At 71.0% G+C, this 17,394-nt stretch carries 18 protein-coding genes; 13 read left to right on the top strand and 5 right to left on the bottom strand.

Annotation, left to right across the window (positions count from 1 at the left end):
* Positions 1-84: 84 nt before the first annotated feature.
* From ABZX79_RS08195 to ABZX79_RS08155, 9 genes are all read left to right on the top strand, one after another.
* The gene (locus ABZX79_RS08195) at positions 85-498 is read left to right on the top strand and encodes a DUF3151 domain-containing protein (protein ID WP_214976950.1); all 414 of its coding nucleotides are present in this window, start codon (positions 85-87) and stop codon (positions 496-498) included.
* 151 nt (positions 499-649) lie between these two features.
* Positions 650-1,492 carry a tryptophan 2,3-dioxygenase family protein gene (locus tag ABZX79_RS08190; RefSeq protein WP_355253406.1) on the top strand — a complete coding sequence of 281 codons (843 nt, stop codon included), beginning with the start codon at positions 650-652 and terminating at the stop codon, positions 1,490-1,492.
* Positions 1,485-2,711 carry a kynureninase gene (kynU, locus tag ABZX79_RS08185; RefSeq protein ID WP_355253405.1) on the top strand — a complete coding sequence of 409 codons (1,227 nt, stop codon included), beginning with the start codon at positions 1,485-1,487 and terminating at the stop codon, positions 2,709-2,711. Before ABZX79_RS08190 ends, kynU begins: the two co-directional genes overlap by 8 nt.
* Before the next feature lie 103 nt (positions 2,712-2,814).
* Complete coding sequence (locus tag ABZX79_RS08180) at positions 2,815-3,669, top strand: alpha/beta hydrolase (protein WP_355253403.1); 855 nt, start codon at positions 2,815-2,817, stop codon at positions 3,667-3,669.
* A 152-nt stretch (positions 3,670-3,821) separates the two neighbouring features.
* Positions 3,822-5,102, top strand: a complete 1,281-nt coding sequence (locus ABZX79_RS08175) for a histidine kinase (protein WP_355253715.1) — start codon at positions 3,822-3,824, stop codon at positions 5,100-5,102.
* Positions 5,099-5,773 carry a response regulator transcription factor gene (locus tag ABZX79_RS08170; RefSeq protein WP_355253402.1) on the top strand — a complete coding sequence of 225 codons (675 nt, stop codon included), beginning with the start codon at positions 5,099-5,101 and terminating at the stop codon, positions 5,771-5,773. Before ABZX79_RS08175 ends, ABZX79_RS08170 begins: the two co-directional genes overlap by 4 nt.
* Positions 5,774-5,826: 53 nt before the next feature.
* Positions 5,827-6,105 (top strand): CopG family transcriptional regulator, encoded by a 279-nt coding sequence (locus ABZX79_RS08165; RefSeq protein WP_355253400.1) that lies wholly within the window; start codon positions 5,827-5,829, stop codon positions 6,103-6,105.
* A complete protein-coding gene (locus tag ABZX79_RS08160) occupies positions 6,102-6,530 on the top strand; it encodes a PIN domain-containing protein (RefSeq protein ID WP_355253398.1) in 429 nt (142 codons plus the stop codon). The genes ABZX79_RS08165 and ABZX79_RS08160 overlap by 4 nt, the downstream gene beginning before the upstream one ends.
* On the top strand, positions 6,527-7,735 hold the full coding sequence (locus ABZX79_RS08155) for a cytochrome P450 (RefSeq protein ID WP_355253396.1): 1,209 nt from the start codon (positions 6,527-6,529) through the stop codon (positions 7,733-7,735). The genes ABZX79_RS08160 and ABZX79_RS08155 overlap by 4 nt, the downstream gene beginning before the upstream one ends.
* A 365-nt stretch (positions 7,736-8,100) precedes the next feature.
* Here the strand turns inward: ABZX79_RS08155 and ABZX79_RS08150 are convergent, their stop codons facing one another.
* Entirely contained in the window at positions 8,101-8,916 is an 816-nt protein-coding gene (locus tag ABZX79_RS08150; RefSeq protein WP_355253394.1) for a diacylglycerol kinase, read from the bottom strand.
* A gap of 165 nt (positions 8,917-9,081) precedes the next feature.
* On the opposite strand from ABZX79_RS08150, the gene ABZX79_RS08145 reads away from it, so the two are divergent.
* Positions 9,082-10,365, top strand: coding sequence for an adenylosuccinate synthase (locus ABZX79_RS08145; protein WP_215127847.1), 1,284 nt, complete (start codon positions 9,082-9,084; stop codon positions 10,363-10,365).
* A gap of 60 nt (positions 10,366-10,425) precedes the next feature.
* Here the strand turns inward: ABZX79_RS08145 and ABZX79_RS08140 are convergent, their stop codons facing one another.
* The 3 genes from ABZX79_RS08140 to ABZX79_RS08130 all read right to left on the bottom strand — a co-directional run bounded on the left by ABZX79_RS08140 (position 10,426) and on the right by ABZX79_RS08130 (position 13,361).
* Positions 10,426-12,192, bottom strand: coding sequence for a serine/threonine-protein kinase (locus ABZX79_RS08140; protein ID WP_355253392.1), 1,767 nt, complete (start codon positions 12,190-12,192; stop codon positions 10,426-10,428).
* An 81-nt stretch (positions 12,193-12,273) separates the two neighbouring features.
* Entirely contained in the window at positions 12,274-12,741 is a 468-nt protein-coding gene (locus ABZX79_RS08135; protein WP_355253390.1) for a MarR family winged helix-turn-helix transcriptional regulator, read from the bottom strand.
* Positions 12,738-13,361, bottom strand: coding sequence for a DJ-1/PfpI family protein (locus ABZX79_RS08130; RefSeq protein WP_355253388.1), 624 nt, complete (start codon positions 13,359-13,361; stop codon positions 12,738-12,740). The genes ABZX79_RS08135 and ABZX79_RS08130 overlap by 4 nt, the downstream gene beginning before the upstream one ends.
* 154 nt (positions 13,362-13,515) lie before the next feature.
* On the opposite strand from ABZX79_RS08130, the gene ABZX79_RS08125 reads away from it, so the two are divergent.
* The 3 genes from ABZX79_RS08125 to ABZX79_RS08115 all read left to right on the top strand — a co-directional run bounded on the left by ABZX79_RS08125 (position 13,516) and on the right by ABZX79_RS08115 (position 16,429).
* On the top strand, positions 13,516-14,877 hold the full coding sequence (locus ABZX79_RS08125) for an aspartate aminotransferase family protein (protein WP_355253386.1): 1,362 nt from the start codon (positions 13,516-13,518) through the stop codon (positions 14,875-14,877).
* A gap of 121 nt (positions 14,878-14,998) precedes the next feature.
* On the top strand, positions 14,999-15,682 hold the full coding sequence (locus ABZX79_RS08120) for a GntR family transcriptional regulator (RefSeq protein WP_355253384.1): 684 nt from the start codon (positions 14,999-15,001) through the stop codon (positions 15,680-15,682).
* Positions 15,683-15,778: 96 nt separating this feature from the next.
* Positions 15,779-16,429 carry a hypothetical protein gene (locus tag ABZX79_RS08115; RefSeq protein ID WP_355253713.1) on the top strand — a complete coding sequence of 217 codons (651 nt, stop codon included), beginning with the start codon at positions 15,779-15,781 and terminating at the stop codon, positions 16,427-16,429.
* Between the two features lie 183 nt (positions 16,430-16,612).
* Here the strand turns inward: ABZX79_RS08115 and ABZX79_RS08110 are convergent, their stop codons facing one another.
* Complete coding sequence (locus ABZX79_RS08110; protein ID WP_355253382.1) at positions 16,613-17,365, bottom strand: SLATT domain-containing protein; 753 nt, start codon at positions 17,363-17,365, stop codon at positions 16,613-16,615.
* Positions 17,366-17,394 lie beyond the last annotated feature (29 nt).

Here is a 17,394-nt window from a genome sequence, read left to right as displayed (position 1 = left end):
CCCCAGACCCCGCTCCTCAAACGCCGGAGGGGCTGGACAACCCCGACGTACGCGCCCGCGCCGCAGGCCAGGCAGACTGAACTCATGGCCATTCACAAAGATCTGCTCGGGGGTCCGCCCCCCACCCACCTGCCCGACGACCCGGAGCCGCGCGAGCTGCTCGCGAACGGATCCGCGCCGACCGACGTCGCCGCGAAGTACCCCGCGTCCTCCCTCGCCTGGGCCCAGCTCGCCGACGAGGCGTTCGAGAACGGCCGGGTGATCGAGTCGTACGCCTACGCCCGCACCGGCTACCACCGCGGCCTCGACGCCCTGCGCCGCGCTGGCTGGAAGGGCCACGGCCCCGTGCCGTGGGACCACGAGCCGAACCGCGGCTTCCTGCGCGCGCTGCACGCGCTTGCCCGCGCCGCGCAGTCCATCGGTGAGCAGGAGGAGTACGAGCGCTGCTCGACCTTCCTGCGGGACTCCTCCCCGGCGGCGGCCGAAACCCTCGGCTGACCAGGGACGACAGTCGTGGAGGCCCGTGCCGTCCGGCGCGGGCCTCCCATGTTTCCCGGCTACGTCTTATGATGCCGGGAAGGGACCGGGGCTCCATGGCCACAAGGAAGGGGCGGACCGCTACCTGGAAGCTCGTATCGAGGAGACAGCGATGTCGCAATACCCCGATGCCCAGGCGGCAGGTTCGGACACCCCGAACCTCGATTTCGCGGGCACTACCCCCTACGAGGACTACGTCCAGGCGGATGTCCTCACCCACCTCCAGCACACCCTCTCCGACGACCCCGGAGAGATGGTCTTCCTGGTGACGACCCAGGTCATGGAGCTGTGGTTCACCGTCATCGTCCACGAGTGGGAGACCGCGGCGAAGGCGCTCGGCGCCGACGACCTGCCGGTCGCGACGGACGCGCTCAAGCGCTCCCTGCGCGAGCTGGAGGCACTCAACGCCTCCTGGCGCCCGCTCGCCCACCTCACCCCCGCCCAGTTCAACTCGTACCGCAGCGCACTCGGCGAGGGCTCCGGATTCCAGTCCGCGATGTACCGGCGGATGGAGTTCCTGCTCGGCGACAAGTCCGCTTCGATGCTCGTCCCGCACCGCGGCGCCCCGCGCGTGCACGCCGAGCTGGAGAAGGCGCTGCACGAGCCGAGCCTGTACGACGAGACGCTGCGGCTGCTCGCACGGCGCGGCCTGCCGATTCCCGCCGCCGTACTGGACCGCGACCTGTCGCAGAAGTACGAGCCCTCGGCCGAGGTCGAGGCGGTCTGGACCGAGCTCTACCAGGGCGACCAGAACTCCGAACTGGTCCGCCTCGGTGAGCTGTTGACCGACGTCGGCGAGCTGGTCTGGCGCTGGCGCAACGACCACCTCGTCGCGACCCGCCGCGCCATGGGCTCCAAGGTCGGCACCGGCGGTTCGGCCGGCGTGGCCTGGCTGGAGAAGCGGGCCGGCAAGAACGTCTTCCCCGAGCTGTGGACGGCGCGCAGCCATGTCTGACGCACTGAACGATCTTCAGCGACGGGCCGTCGCGCTCGACTCCGCCGACCCGCTCGCCAAGCACCGCGAGCTCTTCGCGCTCGACGACGCCGAGACCGTCTACCTGGACGGGAACTCCCTCGGCGCCCTGCCCCGCCACGTACCGGAGCGAATAGCCGACGTCATCACCCGCCAGTGGGGCGAGCTGCGCATCCGCTCCTGGGACGAGAGCGGCTGGTGGACCGCGCCCGAGCGGATCGGTGACCGGATCGCGCCGCTCGTCGGTGCGGCCGCCGGTCAGGTCGTCGTCGGTGACTCGACCAGTGTCAACGTGTTCAAGGCGGTTGTGGGCGCTGCGCGGCTCGCACCGGAGTCACGGGACGAAATCCTCGTCGATGCCTCCACCTTCCCCACGGACGGTTACATCGCCGAGTCCGCCGCGCGGATGACGGGCCGGCGGGTCGTTCCCGTCGCCCCGGCCGACCTGCCGGCCGCCCTCGGTCCGCGTACCGCCGCCGTCCTCGTCAACCACGTCGACTACCGCACCGGCCGCCGCCACGACCTGCCCGGCCTCACCGCCGCCGCGCACGAGGCCGGGGCCCTGGCCGTGTGGGACCTGTGCCACAGCGCGGGCGCGCTGCCGGTCGGGCTCGACGCGCACGGTGTCGACTTCGCCGTCGGCTGTACGTACAAGTACCTCAACGGCGGGCCCGGTTCGCCCGCCTACCTGTACGTCGCCGAGCGCCACCAGGCCGCCTTCGACTCCCCGCTCCCGGGCTGGAACTCGCACAGCGACCCCTTCGGCATGACGCCCGCCTACGCCCCGGCGGACGGCGCGGCGCGGGGCCGGGTCGGCACCCCCGACATCCTGTCGATGCTGGCTCTGGAAGCGGCGCTCGACGTGTGGGAGGGGGTCGCCGTCGAAGACGTACGCGAGAAGTCACTCGCTCTGACGGACTTCTTCCTGGAATGTGTGGACGCGTACGTGCCCCGGGGGCTGGTCACTTCGGTGACTCCCGCCGCCCATGAGGAGCGCGGCAGCCAGGTCTCGCTGCGCTGCGAGGCGGGGTCCGGTGGCAGGGAAGCGGCCGACGTCATGCGGGAATTGATCGCCCGCGGTGTGGTGGGCGACTTCCGCCGTCCCGACGTGCTGCGTTTCGGCTTCACGCCGCTGTATGTCGGCTTCGCGGACGCGGAGCGGGCGGCGCGGGTGCTGGGCGAAGTCCTGGTGAAGTCCTGAGTCGAGTCGCGGGGCGGGACCTGGCGGAAGCCCAGGCCTGAGGGCTGGTACCGTCCCGACAGCTAGATCAATTGGCTGTACGCACCGAAGGGTTGGTCCCCGCATGCCGGACCCCTCAGCCGAACGGGACGCTGTCGAGGCGGAGTCGGCCTTTTCCCACCCGGCCGTCGCGCCTGATGCCACTGCCGCGTACGGCGAACACCCCGACCAGGTGATCGACTTCTACGCGCCGCGCGACGGCCGGGAGCGGGCCCCGCTGGTTGTCGTCCTGCACGGCGGCGCCTGGCGGGCCGCGTACGACCGGCAGCACATCTCGCCGTTCGCGGACTTCCTCGCCCGCCGGGGCTTCGCCGTCGCCAGCGTCGAGTACCGGCGGGGCGGCGACCTCAGTGGCGGCGCGGGGCGCTGGCCGGAGACGTTCGACGACGTGGCCGCGGCGATGGACCTGCTCCCCGGTCTCGTACGGGAGGCCCTGCCCGGCGCCGACACGCGGCGCGTCGTCGTCACGGGCCACTCGGCCGGCGGCCACCTCGCGCTGTGGGCCTCCGCCCGGCACGTACTGACCCCGGATTCGCCGTGGCACCTGCCGGCGGCGCCCGCGCTGCGCGGAGTCGTCGCGCTCGCGCCGATCGCGGACTTCGTGGTCGCGGACGAGCTGGGGGTGTGCGAGGGCGCGACCGCGCAGCTGCTCGGCGGCAAGGAACACTTCGACGAGCGCCGGCCGTACGCCGATCCGGCCGCGCTGCTGCCGACGGGTATCGCGACGGTCGTCGTGCAGGGCCGTACCGACATCGTCGTACCGCAGGCGGTCGCGGAGGCCTACACCGAAGCGGCGGCGAAGGCCGGCGAGACGGTCGGGCTGACGCTGCTGGAAGACGTCGGGCACTTCCCGCTGATCGACCCGGCGGCGGACGCGTGCGCGGTGGTCGCGGAGGAGATCGAGCAGCTCGCGTACTGAGCGCCGCTGTAGCTTGTGGGCCCGGCGGCGGCGCGTAGTACCTGGGACGGAGGCGGGAGGATCCCCATGGGGGCGGACGCCGGCGGCCGTCCCCGCGCTCTACCGTTCTGTACGTGACCGAGAAGACCCGCAGTCCCGAGTTCCGCCTCGCCATGGGCGCTCTGAGCGGCCTCCGCCAGGACCTGTTCCACAACGCCTTCGCGTACCGGCCGCTGCCGCCGATGAGTACGGAAGGACCGCTCACCCGGCGACTGCCGGAGCGGATACGGGCGTACGCGGTCTGGACGCCGCACGCCGTGGTGGTGGGGCTGGCGATGCTCGTGCTGCTCATCTCCGTCACCATCAGCGGGAGCGGCACGGCGGGCGGTGTGGAGGGCGTCGTGACCGGTCTTTTCCCGGCCGCCGCACTGCTGATGACACTCGTCAGGCCGGCCGGCGCCTGGTGGGTCTCACTGCTGTCCACGCCCTTCCTCGGCTTCCTCGGCAACTCCTGGGACGGCTGGCCGTGGACGCCGCCCGCCTTCGTCGCGCACCTCGGTGTGATGGTGGTGGTCGCGGCGAGGACCCGGCCGCGCACCGCCGCCTGGATGTGGCTGGGCACAGCCGCGTACGCCGTGTTCGCCGAAATCTTCCTGGGCGGCTACAACGGCTACACCACCGACAGCCCGCAGATGCTGCTCGTCTCCGCGTTCGCGCTGCTGGTCACCACGGTCGTGACGGTCCGCCGCGAGGCGCAGCGCGAGGTCACCGTCCAGCGGACCGTCACCGCCGTCGAGCGCGACCGGCGCACGCTGCTGGAGGAGCGGACGACGATCGCCCGCGAGCTGCACGACGTCGTCGCGCACCACATGTCGGTCGTCGCGATCCAGGCGGAGGCGGCCCCGTACCGGGTCGAGAACCCGCCGCCCGAGCTGGAGCAGGCCTTCGTGACGATCCGCGAGAACGCGGTGGCGGCGCTGACGGAGCTGCGGCGCGTACTGGGCGTCGTACGGGCGGAGGATTACGAGGCACCGGACGCCCCGCAGCCGACGCTGGCCGAGCTGGACGGGCTGATCGCCAATGTCCGGGACGCGGGTCTGAACGTGGACAAGGCGGTGACCGGTTCCGTACGGGAACTTCCGCAGGGCGTCGAGCTTTCGGCGTACCGGATCATCCAGGAGGCCCTGAGCAACGCACTGCGCCACGCGCCGGGTTCGACGGCGAAGGTGGAGGTGTCGTACGTGCTTGGGGGCCTGGGGCTACGGATCGTGAACACCGCGCCGCAGGGCCTGGTCAAGCCGTCGCCCGGGGCCGGGCACGGGATCACCGGGATGCGGGAGCGGGTGGCGATGCTGAACGGGGAGATGACGGCGGAGGCGACGGAGGACGGCGGCTACGAAGTGGCCGTGTTCGTGCCGGTGGCGCCCGCAGTGGCCCCGGAGCCGGCCGCATGACCGCCGCCCATGACATCCGCGTACTGATCGTCGACGACCAGATCATGGTCCGTGAGGGCTTCACGGTCCTCCTCAACGCCATGCCGGGGATCGAGGTCGTCGGCGAGGCGGTGAACGGCCGCGAGGCGATTACGCAGGTCGCGGCGCTGCGGCCGGACGTCGTGCTGATGGACATCCGCATGCCGGAACTGAACGGCATCGACGCGACCCGCGAGATCGTCGCCGCCGACGCGGACGCGAAGGTGCTGGTCCTGACGACGTTCGACCTGGACGAGTACGTCTACCAGGCGCTGCGCGCCGGCGCGTCCGGTTTCCTGCTCAAGGACGCCTCGGCGCGGCAGCTGGCAGAAGGGGTACGGGTGGTGGCGTCCGGCGAGGCGCTGCTGGCTCCGACGGTCACCAAGCGCCTGATCTCGGAGTTCTCGAAGCTGTCGGAGGGCCCGCGCCCGCCCGCGCTGGCCCAGATCGGCGATCTGACCGAGCGGGAGACGGAGGTACTGGTCCTGATCGCCCAGGGCCTGTCGAACGCGGAGATCGCGTCGCATCTGGTGGTGGCCGAGTCCACGATCAAGACGCACGTGAGCCGCGTCCTGGTGAAGCTGGGGCTGCGGGACCGCACGCAGGCGGCGGTGTTCGCGTACGAGGCGCGGCTGGTTCACCCCAGCGGGTGAACGGTGTGGCAAACGGTGGAACGGCATGATGTGCGCGGAGTATGGTGCCAAGTATGGCTACGAAGAAAGTCACTGTCACCATCCCCGAGGACCTCCTAGAGGAGATCCGGGAGGACGCCACGGAACGAGGACTGTCGGCGTATTTCGCCGAGGCGCTCCGTATGAAGCGGGACCGTGACCGGCTGCGCGAGATCGTGGACTGGTTGGAGGAGGAGTACGGACCGTTCACAGAGGAGGAGCAGGCGGCAGGGCTTGCCGAACTGGCCGAGATCGACGCCGAGCACGCTCGCCGCCGGGCCGAGACCGGCAACGACACGAGTGCTGCCGCGTGAACCGCGGGTCACGGCGCGGAGCCGTAGATTCCCCACTGCGTACGTTCGTGCTCGACTCCGAGGCACTGACGGCAGCCGTGCGTGGCGACCGGCACATGGGCATGGTGATGAACCTCGCGTCGCGTGGCGAGGCCGAGGCTGTCACCTCCCCCATGACGATCATCGAGGCGCAGGACGGCCGTACCAGGGAATCGCGGTGGGACTGGGTGCTGTCCCGGGTGGGGGTGCAGCCTGTCGGCAAGGACGAGGCCCGCCAGGCGCGCCGGCTCCTGGCTGACGCCGGGCTGCACGGCCACAAGTACGCGATCGACGCGGTGCTCGCAGTGGTCGCGCTCCAGCAGCAGGGGCAGGTCACTGTCTTCACCTCCGACGTCGACGACATGGAAAAGCTCCTGCCTCCGACGGTTCTGGTCCGCAAGGTATGACGGCCGCCTTCGACCCCTGGTCGCCCTCCTTCGTCGCCGACCCGTACCCCGCCTACGCCGAGCTGCGCGCCCGGGGCCGCGCCCACTGGTACGAGCCGACGCGGCAGTGGCTGATCCCGCACCACGCCGATGTCTCCGCGCTCCTGCGCGACCGCCGGCTCGGCCGTACGTACACCCATCGCTTCACGCACGAGGAATTCGGCCGTACGCCGCCGGCGCCCGGGCACGAGCCGTTCCACGTGCTCAACGACAGCGGCATGCTGGACCTCGAAGCGCCGGACCACACCCGGATCCGGCGGCTGGTCTCCAAGGCGTTCACTCCCCGTACGGTCGAACAGCTGGCGCCGGCCGTGCGGCGGCTGGCGGCGGAGCTGGTCGGGGAGTTCGTCGCGCGGGGCGGCGGGGACCTGCTGTCCGCCGTCGCGGAACCTCTGCCGGTCGCCGTCATCGCGGAGATGCTCGGCATCCCGGAATCGGACCGGGGGCTGCTGCGGCCCTGGTCGGCGGACATCTGCGGGATGTACGAGCTGAACCCGCCGGAGGAGACGGCGCGGCGGGCGGTGCGGGCGTCGGTCGAATTCTCGGCGTACCTGCGGGAGTTGATCGCCGTACGCCGCAAGGATCCGGGCCAGGACCTGATCTCGGCGCTGATCGCGGCGCACGAGGAGGGCGGGGACCGGCTCAGCGAGCAGGAGATGATCTCCACGTGCGTGCTGCTGCTGAACGCGGGGCACGAGGCGACGGTGAACACGACGGCCAATGGGTGGTGGACGTTGTTCCGTCACCCGGAGCAGCTGGCGGCGTTGCGCGCGGAGCCCGGCCTTCTGCCGGGCGCGGTGGAGGAGTTGCTGCGTTTCGACACTCCCCTTCAGCTCTTCGAGCGGTGGGTGCTGGACGACATCGAGGTCGGGGGCGTGGTGATTCCGCGCGGCTCGGAGGTGGCGCTGCTGTTCGGCTCGGCGAACCGGGATCCGGCGGCTTTCGCCCGCCCCGACGAGTTGGACCTCTCCCGGTCCGACAACCCGCATGTGTCGCTGGGGGCGGGCATCCACTACTGCCTGGGCGCCCCTCTGGCCCGCCTGGAACTGGCGTCATCGTTCGGCGAGTTGTTTCGGCGGGCTCCGGGGCTGCGGCTTGCGGCGGAGCCGGAGTGGAAGCCGGGGTTCGTGATCCGAGGGCTGCGGGAGCTGCGCGTCGAGATCTGACCCCGGTCGCGGGGCGGGCGACGCCTGCGGCGGGCTTTTCCCCTACCCGCCCCTTCCCGAACTGGGGCTCCGCCCCAGACCCCGCTCCTCAAACGCCGGAGGGGCTGGATAGTGCCGCGTTGCGGCAACCATTCAGCCCGTCCGGCGATTGAGGACACGCCCGAAGGGTGTCTGTGTTGTCTGCGGCCTGGGGGCTTGCCCCCAGCTTCGGGAAGGGGCGGGTAGGGGAAAGCCCGCCGCAGGCGCTCGGCTCGGCTTCGGGTTCGGGGCCGGCGTTACCCAGCGGCCCGGCGAAGGCCGGGCTCGGCCCCTCACGTCAAGACGTCGCGACGCCGGAGCCCCGCAAGCCCCGCACCCACCAGCACTCACACCGGCAGCGTCAGCGACCACGCTCCCGGCCGCACCGTCCACGTCCGCGTCCGGACCGGGCCCGCCACCAGTGCGTCCGCCCGGTAGCGGAAGTCCGCGCCCGACACCGTCACCGCGTCCGCCTCCACCCGCACCTGCTCACCGCCGTGCGGGCGGATCACCACCTCGGCGCGCCCGCCCCGCGAGCACAGCGACACGTCCTCGACCGGGCGGTCCAGGTCGTTCAGCAGGACCCCGTCCGCCTCGACGCGCAGCCGGTACGTACGGGCGAGCGGCGGCGCGGACTGCGGCGCGGGCCGCACCAGCGTGCGTACCAGCGAACGGCACGTACCCCAGACGGACGCGGCGGCCGCCACCCGCGACGGCGCGGCCGGGATCCGCAGGTCGCCCAGCACCACCCCGTCGCTGTCGTCCACCAGCAGATCCAGCCGGCGCGCGGCCCCCTCCAGGACCGCACGGGCCGCCGCCACCGCCCCTATCGGCACGCCCAGCGCTTGTGCGATGTCCACCGAGGCGCCGACCGGGACCAGTGCGAGCGCCCCCGCGCCCAGCTCTCTTTCCCGGTGCAGCAGGGCCACCGCGCGCAGCAGCGCCCGGTCGTCGCCGACGACCACGGGGCGGCGACTGCCCCGGCGGGCAAGGGCCCGCGCGAACTCCTCCGGCCCCTCGGGGAGGCAGATTCTGACGTTGGCGCCGGCGCACAGGACGTCCTTGGCGATACGTACGGACTCGCCGTCCGTACGCCGGGCGACCGGGTCGATGACCACCAGCAGCGGATGCGCGGTGTTCGCGGCGGGCTCTGGAGCCGACACCTCGGTCCTTCCTCGGGTAGCATCTTTGTGCAAGAGCCCCTTGCGCTATTGCGCCAGGGGCTTCGTCTATTCCGGGGCAACCGGTCCGACGGCTCAGTATCGGGTGTACGCCGTACGTACGCCCCCTGACCTTGGACATGCCCCGCCCGGAAGGGGTGTACGCCTGTGCCCGCACTTGTGCTGCTCGGTGCTCAGTGGGGTGACGAAGGCAAGGGAAAGGCCACCGACCTGCTCGGTGGATCCGTTGACTATGTAGTGCGCTATCAGGGCGGCAACAACGCCGGCCACACGGTTGTCGTCGGCGACCAGAAGTACGCGCTGCATCTTCTCCCTTCCGGAATCCTCACGCCAGAGTGCACGCCGGTGATCGGTAACGGCGTCGTCATCGACCCGTCGGTACTGCTCTCCGAGCTGAGCGGTCTGAACGAGCGAGGCGTCGACACGTCCAAGCTCCTGATCAGCGGAAACGCCCACGTCATCACGACGTACAACGTCACGGTCGACAAGGTGACGGAACGCTTCCTCGGTAAGCGCAAGATCGGCACGACCGGCCGCGGCATCGGCCCGACGTACGCCGACAAGATCAACCGCACCGGCATCCGTGTGCAGGATCTGTATGACGAGTCGATCCTGACCCAAAAGGTCGAGGCGGCTCTGGAGATCAAGAACCAGCTGCTCACGAAGCTGTACAACCGCCGCGCGATCGAGGCCGGCCAGATCGTCGAAGAGCTGCTGACGCACGGCGAGAACATCAAGCAGTACGTCGCCGACACGACGCTGATCCTCAACAACGCGCTCGACGAGGACAAGGTCGTTCTCTTCGAGGGTGGCCAGGGCACGCTGCTCGACGTGGACCACGGCACCTACCCGTTCGTTACGTCGTCGAACCCGACCGCCGGTGGTGCCTGCACGGGTACCGGCGTGGGGCCGACGAAGATCAGTCGCGTCATCGGCATCCTCAAGGCGTACACCACGCGGGTGGGTGCCGGTCCGTTCCCGACGGAGCTGTTCGACGAGGACGGCGAGGCGCTGCGCCGCATCGGTGGCGAGCGCGGTGTCACCACCGGCCGTGACCGTCGCTGCGGCTGGTTCGACGCGCCGATCGCGCGGTACGCGACGCGGGTCAACGGTCTGACGGACTTCTTCCTCACGAAGCTGGACGTGCTGACCGGCTGGGAGCAGATCCCGGTGTGCGTGGCGTACGAGATCGACGGCAAGCGCGTCGAGGAGCTCCCGTACAGCCAGACCGACTTCCACCACGCGAAGCCGGTGTACGAGAACTTCCCCGGGTGGTCGGAGGACATCTCCAAGGCGAAGACCTTCGACGAGCTGCCGAAGAACGCGAAGGCGTATGTCAAGGCGCTGGAGGAGATGTCGGGCGCGCCGATCTCCGCGATCGGTGTGGGCCCCGGCCGCACCGAGACGATCGAGATCAACTCGTTCATCTAGGTCGTAGCGGCGCTACGAAGCGGGGCCCCGGCGGTTTTTACGCCGGGGCCCCGCTTCGTGTCATCTCGTGTACGTGAGGGACTCGCCGGTGGCGGGGTTCACTCGGCGCAGGCGGCCGTCGGGGAGCAGCGTCACTTCTGTGGCGGCGCCCGGGGAGCAGGAGCTCATCGGCTCGCCGGTGGTTACCCGGGAGGGGCCGATCCGGAGGCTGCCGCTCGGGGCGGCGGAGAGCTCCGCCTGGAAGACGCAGTGGTACGTGCCGCCGCCCGTTGTCGGTCCTTCAGCCGTGAGGGACAGGACGGTGTCGCCCACCTCTCCCTGCTGGATGACCAGGCGGCGTGTGCTGTGGCCTGATTCGCTGTCCAGGCCGGTGTTCCAGGTGCCCAGGTATTCGGCGGGGATTTTGCCGGTGGTGGGGGTGGGGGTGGGGGTGGTGACGGGGGTGGTGGGGGTGGTGCTGGTCGGTGGGGTGGGTGCTGGGGTCTTCTCTTGTTTGCTTGTGGGGTCTGTGCGGGCTGTGTCCGGGTGGTCTCCCGCGTTCATGAACGCGTAGACGGAGCCGCCGGCACCTAGTGCTACGACCAGCGCCACGGCTACCAGTGCGGCGGTCGAGCGGTTGCTGCGGGGCGGTGGCGCCGGGGTGGGCGGCTGGTAGGCGTACTGCGGGGTGGGGTAGCCGTAGCCGCCGGACAGGGTGTGCGGCGGGGGCGGGGCGTACGCGGAGGGGGGCGTGACCACGGTCGGCGTCGCGTGCAGTGCGGGGGCTGCGGGGTCGGTGCCGCGCCGTGGCGTCTCCTCGGGCGTCGAACGTTCGGGTACGGGGATTTCTTTGGCGTGGTTGCGTTCAACGCCCTGCGGGGAGCGCCCCGGCACGTCCCCTCCTGGCACCGTGGCTTGCGGGGCGGGGGGCGGCTTGGTGGCGTCGGCCGGGTCCTCGGTGTCCAGGAGCTCTATCGCGTGGCGGCCCAGCTGGGCCACCAGGGCCGCCGGGAGCCAGGGGTCCCCGTTGTCGCCGCCCCGGGTGCGCTCCAGCACCTGGGCGAGGGTGGGGCGCGCCGCGGGGTCCTTGTGCAGGCAGGAGCGGATCAGGTCCTGGAGGCCCTCGGGGACCTGGTCCAGGGTGGGTGGTTCTGTGGCGATGCGGTACATCAGTGCGTGGACGCCGCTGTCGGCCGTGCCGAAGGGGAGGCGGCCTGTCGCGGCGTATGCGAGGACCGATCCGAGGCAGAAGATGTCGCAGGATGGGGTGATGCGCTCGCCGCGGACCTGTTCGGGGGCCATGAAGCCGGGGGAGCCGACCAGGGCGCCGGTCCTGGTGAGGCCTGCGGCCGTGACGGTTTCCAGGGCGCGCGCGATGCCGAAGTCGATGACGCGGGGGCCGTCGATGGTGATCAGGATGTTGGACGGTTTCAGGTCGCGGTGTATGAGGCCTGCTGTGTGGATGTCGCTGAGTGCGTGGGCGAGGCCTGTTGCCAGGATGTGGATCGAGCGTTCCGGCAGTGGGCCGTGGGCGCCGGAAATGACGGAGTGGAGGTCCGGGCCCGCTACGTAACCCGTGGCCACCCACGGAACCACCGCTTCCGTGTCGGCGTCGAGCACGGCGGCGGTCCAGCGGCCCCCGACCCGGCGGGCTGCCGCCACCTCCTGGCGGAAGCGGGCGCGGAACTCCTCCTGCTCGGCGAGCTCTTGACGTACCAGCTTGACCGCGACCGTACGGCCACGGCCCGAGCGGGCCAGATAGACCTGCCCCATCCCGCCCGCGCCGAGCCGCGCCAACAGCCGGTAGGCGCCGATCTGTTGCGGGTCGGCCGGTCCCAGTTTCTCCATGGCAGCGCCACCCCTCCCCCGGATGTCCCCCAGTGGCCCGAGGATAGTGCGCCGGTACGACAACGACGGGTGGCGGGCGGGCTACGGTTCCGGGATTCCGGCAGGTTCCGCCACTGCCTCCAGGGCCTGGGAGAGCCGCTCCAGTACGCGTACCGTCTCGGCGAAGGCCTCGTTGCCCAGCTCGGCTCCGAGGCGGGCCGCCAGTGCCGCGTGGCCCGGCGCGATCTTGCGGATGGCCTCTCGGCCCGCGTCTGTGGGACGCAGCAGCTTGGCCCTGCGGTGGGCGGGGTTGGGGGCGTACTCCGCGAGCCCCTTGGCTACGAGCAGGTCGGCGATGCGCTGCACGCTCTGCCGGGTGATCCCCATGGTGCGGGCGATCCCGGCGACGGGCAGGGGCTCGTGCAGGACGGCGCCGATGACCTGCCACCAGGCGGCGGTCAGGCCGGCCGGGCGGGCCAGTTCCTCGGAGATCGCGAGGAACTGGCCGTTGAGGCGGAAGGTGCCGAACGCGGCACGGCTCAACAGCTCCTGCTCCCGGGTGGCGCTCACGCTTCCAGCACCTCGATGGCGGACGCGTCGGAGTCGTGGAAGAGGCGGTACCAGGCGTCGAGCTTCTCGCCCTCGTACACGCCGAGGACGGAGAAGATCTCGCGGGCGAGCGCGACCGGTTCGGTCGGGCCGGCGGTGATCAGGAGGCCGTCGTCGTCGGTGACGGCGTCCGTCTCCTTGTAGTGCTCGCCGCCCTTGTAGCCGGTGGCCGCGAGGTAGAAGGAGACGGCGCTGGTGTGCGTCCTGTTGTCGAGTACGCCCTCGCGGGCCAGGCCGGCGGTCGCGCCGCAGATGGCCGCGACCGGCACGCCCGCGTCGAGGAACGCGCGTGCCTTGCGGGCGAAGGGGGCGAGGTCGTCGGAGCCCGCCGCGGCAGCGGCTGGTGTCACAGTCCAGAGGTCGGCGCCCGTGAGGATCAGCAGGGCGCTGTCTTCGGGGTTTACGTCGTCGAGCGTGAGGTCGGGCTGGATGCGTACGCCGCCCATGGTGGTGACGGGGGCGTCGGTCGCGGCGACGGTCTTGACGGTGTAGCCGTTCTGGGTGAGGTGGGCGGTGGTGTGGCCCGTCTCCCAGTCGGCGAAGGTGTCGTAAACAGCGAGGTGCACGGTCTTGCTTGCCATGACGTTCTCCTCGGGCCCGAAGCTTGATGACAACATGCTGTCGTATTGGCAGGATGCTGTCAATAGGTCCGCTCGACACCCTGCCCACCAAAGTGGCGCAGTCCATACAAGGTGGCCATGTCAGCTCCCACCTGCGCGTCTCTACCCTGGGGCCATGACCCCTCATGTCGACCCCCAGGCCGGCGCCGCCGTGAAGGCCGCCGACCGCGCGCACGTGTTCCACTCCTGGTCCGCCCAGGGACTGATCGATCCGCTCGCCGTCGCCGGCGCCGAGGGTTCGTACTTCTGGGACTACGAAGGCAACCGCTACCTCGACTTCACCAGCGGCCTCGTCTTCACCAACATCGGTTACCAGCACCCGAAGGTCGTCGCGGCGATCCAGGAGCAGGCCGCGAAGCTCTCCACCTTCGCGCCCGCCTTCGCCGTCGAGCCGCGCTCAGAGGCCGCACGCCTCATCGCCGAGCGCACCCCCGGCGACCTCGACAAGATCTTCTTCACCAACGGTGGCGCCGAGGCCATCGAGAACGCCGTCCGGATGGCCCGTCTGCACACGGGCCGCAACAAGGTGCTGGCCGCCTACCGCTCGTACCACGGTGGTACGACGACCGCGATCAATCTGACCGGCGACCCGCGCCGCTGGGCCTCCGACAACGGCACCTCGGGGACCGTCCACTTCTGGGCGCCGTTCCTTTACCGGTCGGCCTTCTACGCCGAGAACGAGGTGGAGGAGTGCGCCCGCGCGCTGCGGCATCTTGAGGACACGATCGCCTTCGAGGGGCCGGCCGCCATCGCCGCGATCGTTCTGGAGACGATCCCGGGCACGGCCGGCATCATGACGCCGCCGCCCGGCTATCTCGCGGGCGTACGCGAGATCTGCGACCGGTACGGCATCGTCTTCGTCCTCGACGAGGTCATGGCGGGCTTCGGCCGTACGGGCAAGTGGTTCGCCTCCGAGCACTTCGACGTCGTACCGGACCTGATGACCTTCGCGAAGGGCGTGAATTCCGGTTACGTGCCGCTGGGCGGCGTCGCGATCTCCGGCGCGATCGCGGAGACCTTTGAGAAGCGGCCGTACCCGGGGGGTCTGACGTACTCCGGTCACCCGCTGGCGTGTGCGGCCGCCGTCGCCACCATCCAGGTGATGGAGGAGGAGCGCGTCGTCGAGAACGCGGCCCACATCGGCGAGACGGTCATCGCCCCGGGGCTGCGCGAGCTGGCGGAGCGGCACCCGAGCATCGGTGAGATCCGCGGTACGGGCATGTTCTGGGCCCTGGATCTGGTCAAGGACCGCGAGACGCGGGAGCCGCTCGTGCCGTACAACGCGTCGGGGGCGGCCAATGCCCCGATGGCGGCGTTCGGGGCGGCCTGCAAGAAGAACGGCCTGTGGCCGTTCATCAACATGAACCGCACGCACGTCGTCCCGCCGTGCAACGTCACCGAGGCGGAGGCGAAGGAGGGCCTGGCGGTCCTCGACATCGCTCTGTCGGCCGCGGACGAACACACGACGGCCGCCTGACGGGCGTCGGCCGTGCGCGGGCAGGGCGCTCCCACCCCTTGCCTTGCCGCGCACGGCCCTTCGGCAGGTTTCCGGCCGCACCGCCTAAGGTGTCCGGAACCATACGAAGGGGAAAGATTTCATGCCCGCGAGCGGACCTGTCACCCGCAATACCCTGCGGCAGCAGATAGCGGACGCGCTGCGTGACGAGGTGCTCGCGGGGCGTTTGCGGCCGGGGCAGGAATTCACGGTCAAGCAGATAGCCGATCAGTACGGGGTCTCCGCGACGCCCGTCAGGGAAGCGCTCGTCGACCTGGCGGCGCAGAGCCTGCTCGACTCCGACCAGCACCGCGGCTTCCGCGTCCGCGAGATATCCGTGGCGGACTTCCGCGGCATGGTCGAAGCGCGTTCCCTGATCGCCGGCGGCATCCTCAGCAAGGTCGCCGAAGGCGGCGGGAGCGGCACGCGGGGCGACGTACTCATGGCCATCAGGCGCAGGGCGGACGAGGCGGCGCGGGCGGCCCGCGCGGGGGACCTGGACATCTTCATCGCGTACGACCTGCGCTTCTGGCGCGAGCTCGGCGCCCTCATCGAGAACCCGCACATCTCGGGCTTCCTGCATCAGCTGAGACTGCGCTGCTGGGTCTTCTCGGTCCCGTACCTGCGCGGCGATCCGGACGCCGGGGAGCAGGTGTGGAAGGACCACGCGGAGGTCGTGGACGCGGTGACGCGGGGGGACGCCGAGGCGCTGCGGGAGGTCATCGGGGGGTATCACGCGCTGATGCTGGCGTGGGCGGAGCGGCTTGAGCGCGGCGACCGCGGCTAGCGGCGAGGCTGCCGACGTGCGACGAGGACTGTGCGCGGCGACTTGGTAGCACTACGCTGCCTGGACTGTCGCAACCCAGTGGAGAGCGAGCCGTACGTGGCCTGTGACCTGTGGCTGGTCCCCCTCGTCGATGTGCTGTGCCACAGCCCCGACAACCCCTTCGCCGAAGAGATCGCGTCGTACGACAAGGCCCTGACCGACGCGGGCCTGCCGACCGTTCCCGTATTCGCCTACATGCCGGGCCTCTCGGGCGACGTCGCCCCGGTGGCCGGCTTCGACTACGACGCCCTGCACTTCCTGCGGCGCGCGTACCTGCTCCAGCTGTGCGGGCTGGAGGTTACGCCGGTGGACGCCCTGGGCGGCGACTACGAGCAGCTTCTGGAGATGTTCGAGTCGACGGCTCAGCAGTCGCACCTGGTCTGGCACTACGACCACGCGGGCGCGTACGTCCCGGTCGACTACGCGGCGCCCCTGTCCAATGAGGAACTCCTGGCGGGCGGCGGCCCGCTGGGCTCCACGCAGGGCCTGCTGCGGGAGCTGGAGTCCGTCGCCCCTTCGATCGGCATCGACCCGGCGAACCCGCCGTCGGCGCCCCGGCCGCCGGAGCGCCCGACCACCCTGGAGGAGCCGGCCGACGCTCTTCCGTACGACGAGAGCCCCTTCGCCCGCGAACGCCACGTCTGGCTGGGCCTGCACGCGGCGGCGACCAGGAGCCTAGGCCAAGGCTCCATGATCATCTTCAGCTAGCAACCTGCCCCGTCCAGCCCCTCCGGCGTTTGAGGAGCGGGGTCTGGGGCGGAGCCCCAGCAGCCCACCCCGGCAGATCCAGCCCGTCCGGCGTTTGAGGACCGGGGTCTGGGGCGGGCCCCAGTGCGGGAAGGGGCGGGTAGGGGAAAGCCCCGCGCAGCGGCTCCGTCGCACCCAGTCGCCTCAGCGCGGCGACTCCGGGGGCCGCTGCCGCGGCATGTTCGGACGCGTGCCCGGCGGCAGCGTGTACCGCCCGCCGGACGCACCGAAGTCCGGCCGGGCCGCGCCCGGCCCACCCCCCGACTGCATCACCATCGGCGCGGGCCCCGCCCGGAACTCCACCATCCAGTCCGCCGTCTCCGAGCGCACCAGCTCCGAGATGTCCTCAGAGAACCGCCGCAGCACACTGAGGCAGCGCTCGGCCGCCTCACTGGCCGTGCCCTCGGTGGGCCCCAGCATCTCCCGTACGCTCTCCGACGCCCAGTCGAACTGCAGCGCCTGCAACCGCCGCTGCACCGCCTGCGCCGTAGCCACGTCCCTCATCCACCCCGACGTCAGCCCGAAGTACCGGTCGCAGGCCACGCACGCCGCTGCCAGCAGCAGCGGCAGATAGCCCCAGCCCGCGGCGCCGTCCACCGCCCCCGCGAGGTCGACGAGCGGCAGTGCGGCCCCGACGATCACGCCGGCGGCCGTCCCGGTGCGCAGCGCCCGCGCCGCGCGGCGCTTGCGGGCCCGGTCGGCGAGGTACCAGTCGGCCGTGTGCAGGGCGCCCGCCTCAACCCACCGGTAGAGCTCGTCGAGACGCTCCGCGGGCTCGCCCCAGTCGCCGAGCGGAAACGGCCTGCCGGTCAGATCGTCCTCGTCGTGCGACTGCTCAGTGGCACCCCCGCCCTCCTTCCGGGCGGGCCCCTCGGGCTGCATCTCCGGCTGGCTCACCGGGCACTCCTCTGCGCTTGCGCTCTGTC

Origin of the sequence: Streptomyces sp. NPDC002994 (assembly GCF_040611155.1) — a bacterium.
In the GTDB taxonomy this organism is placed as follows: Bacteria; Actinomycetota; Actinomycetes; order Streptomycetales; family Streptomycetaceae; genus Streptomyces.
This window is presented reverse-complemented; position numbering and strand designations above follow the sequence as displayed.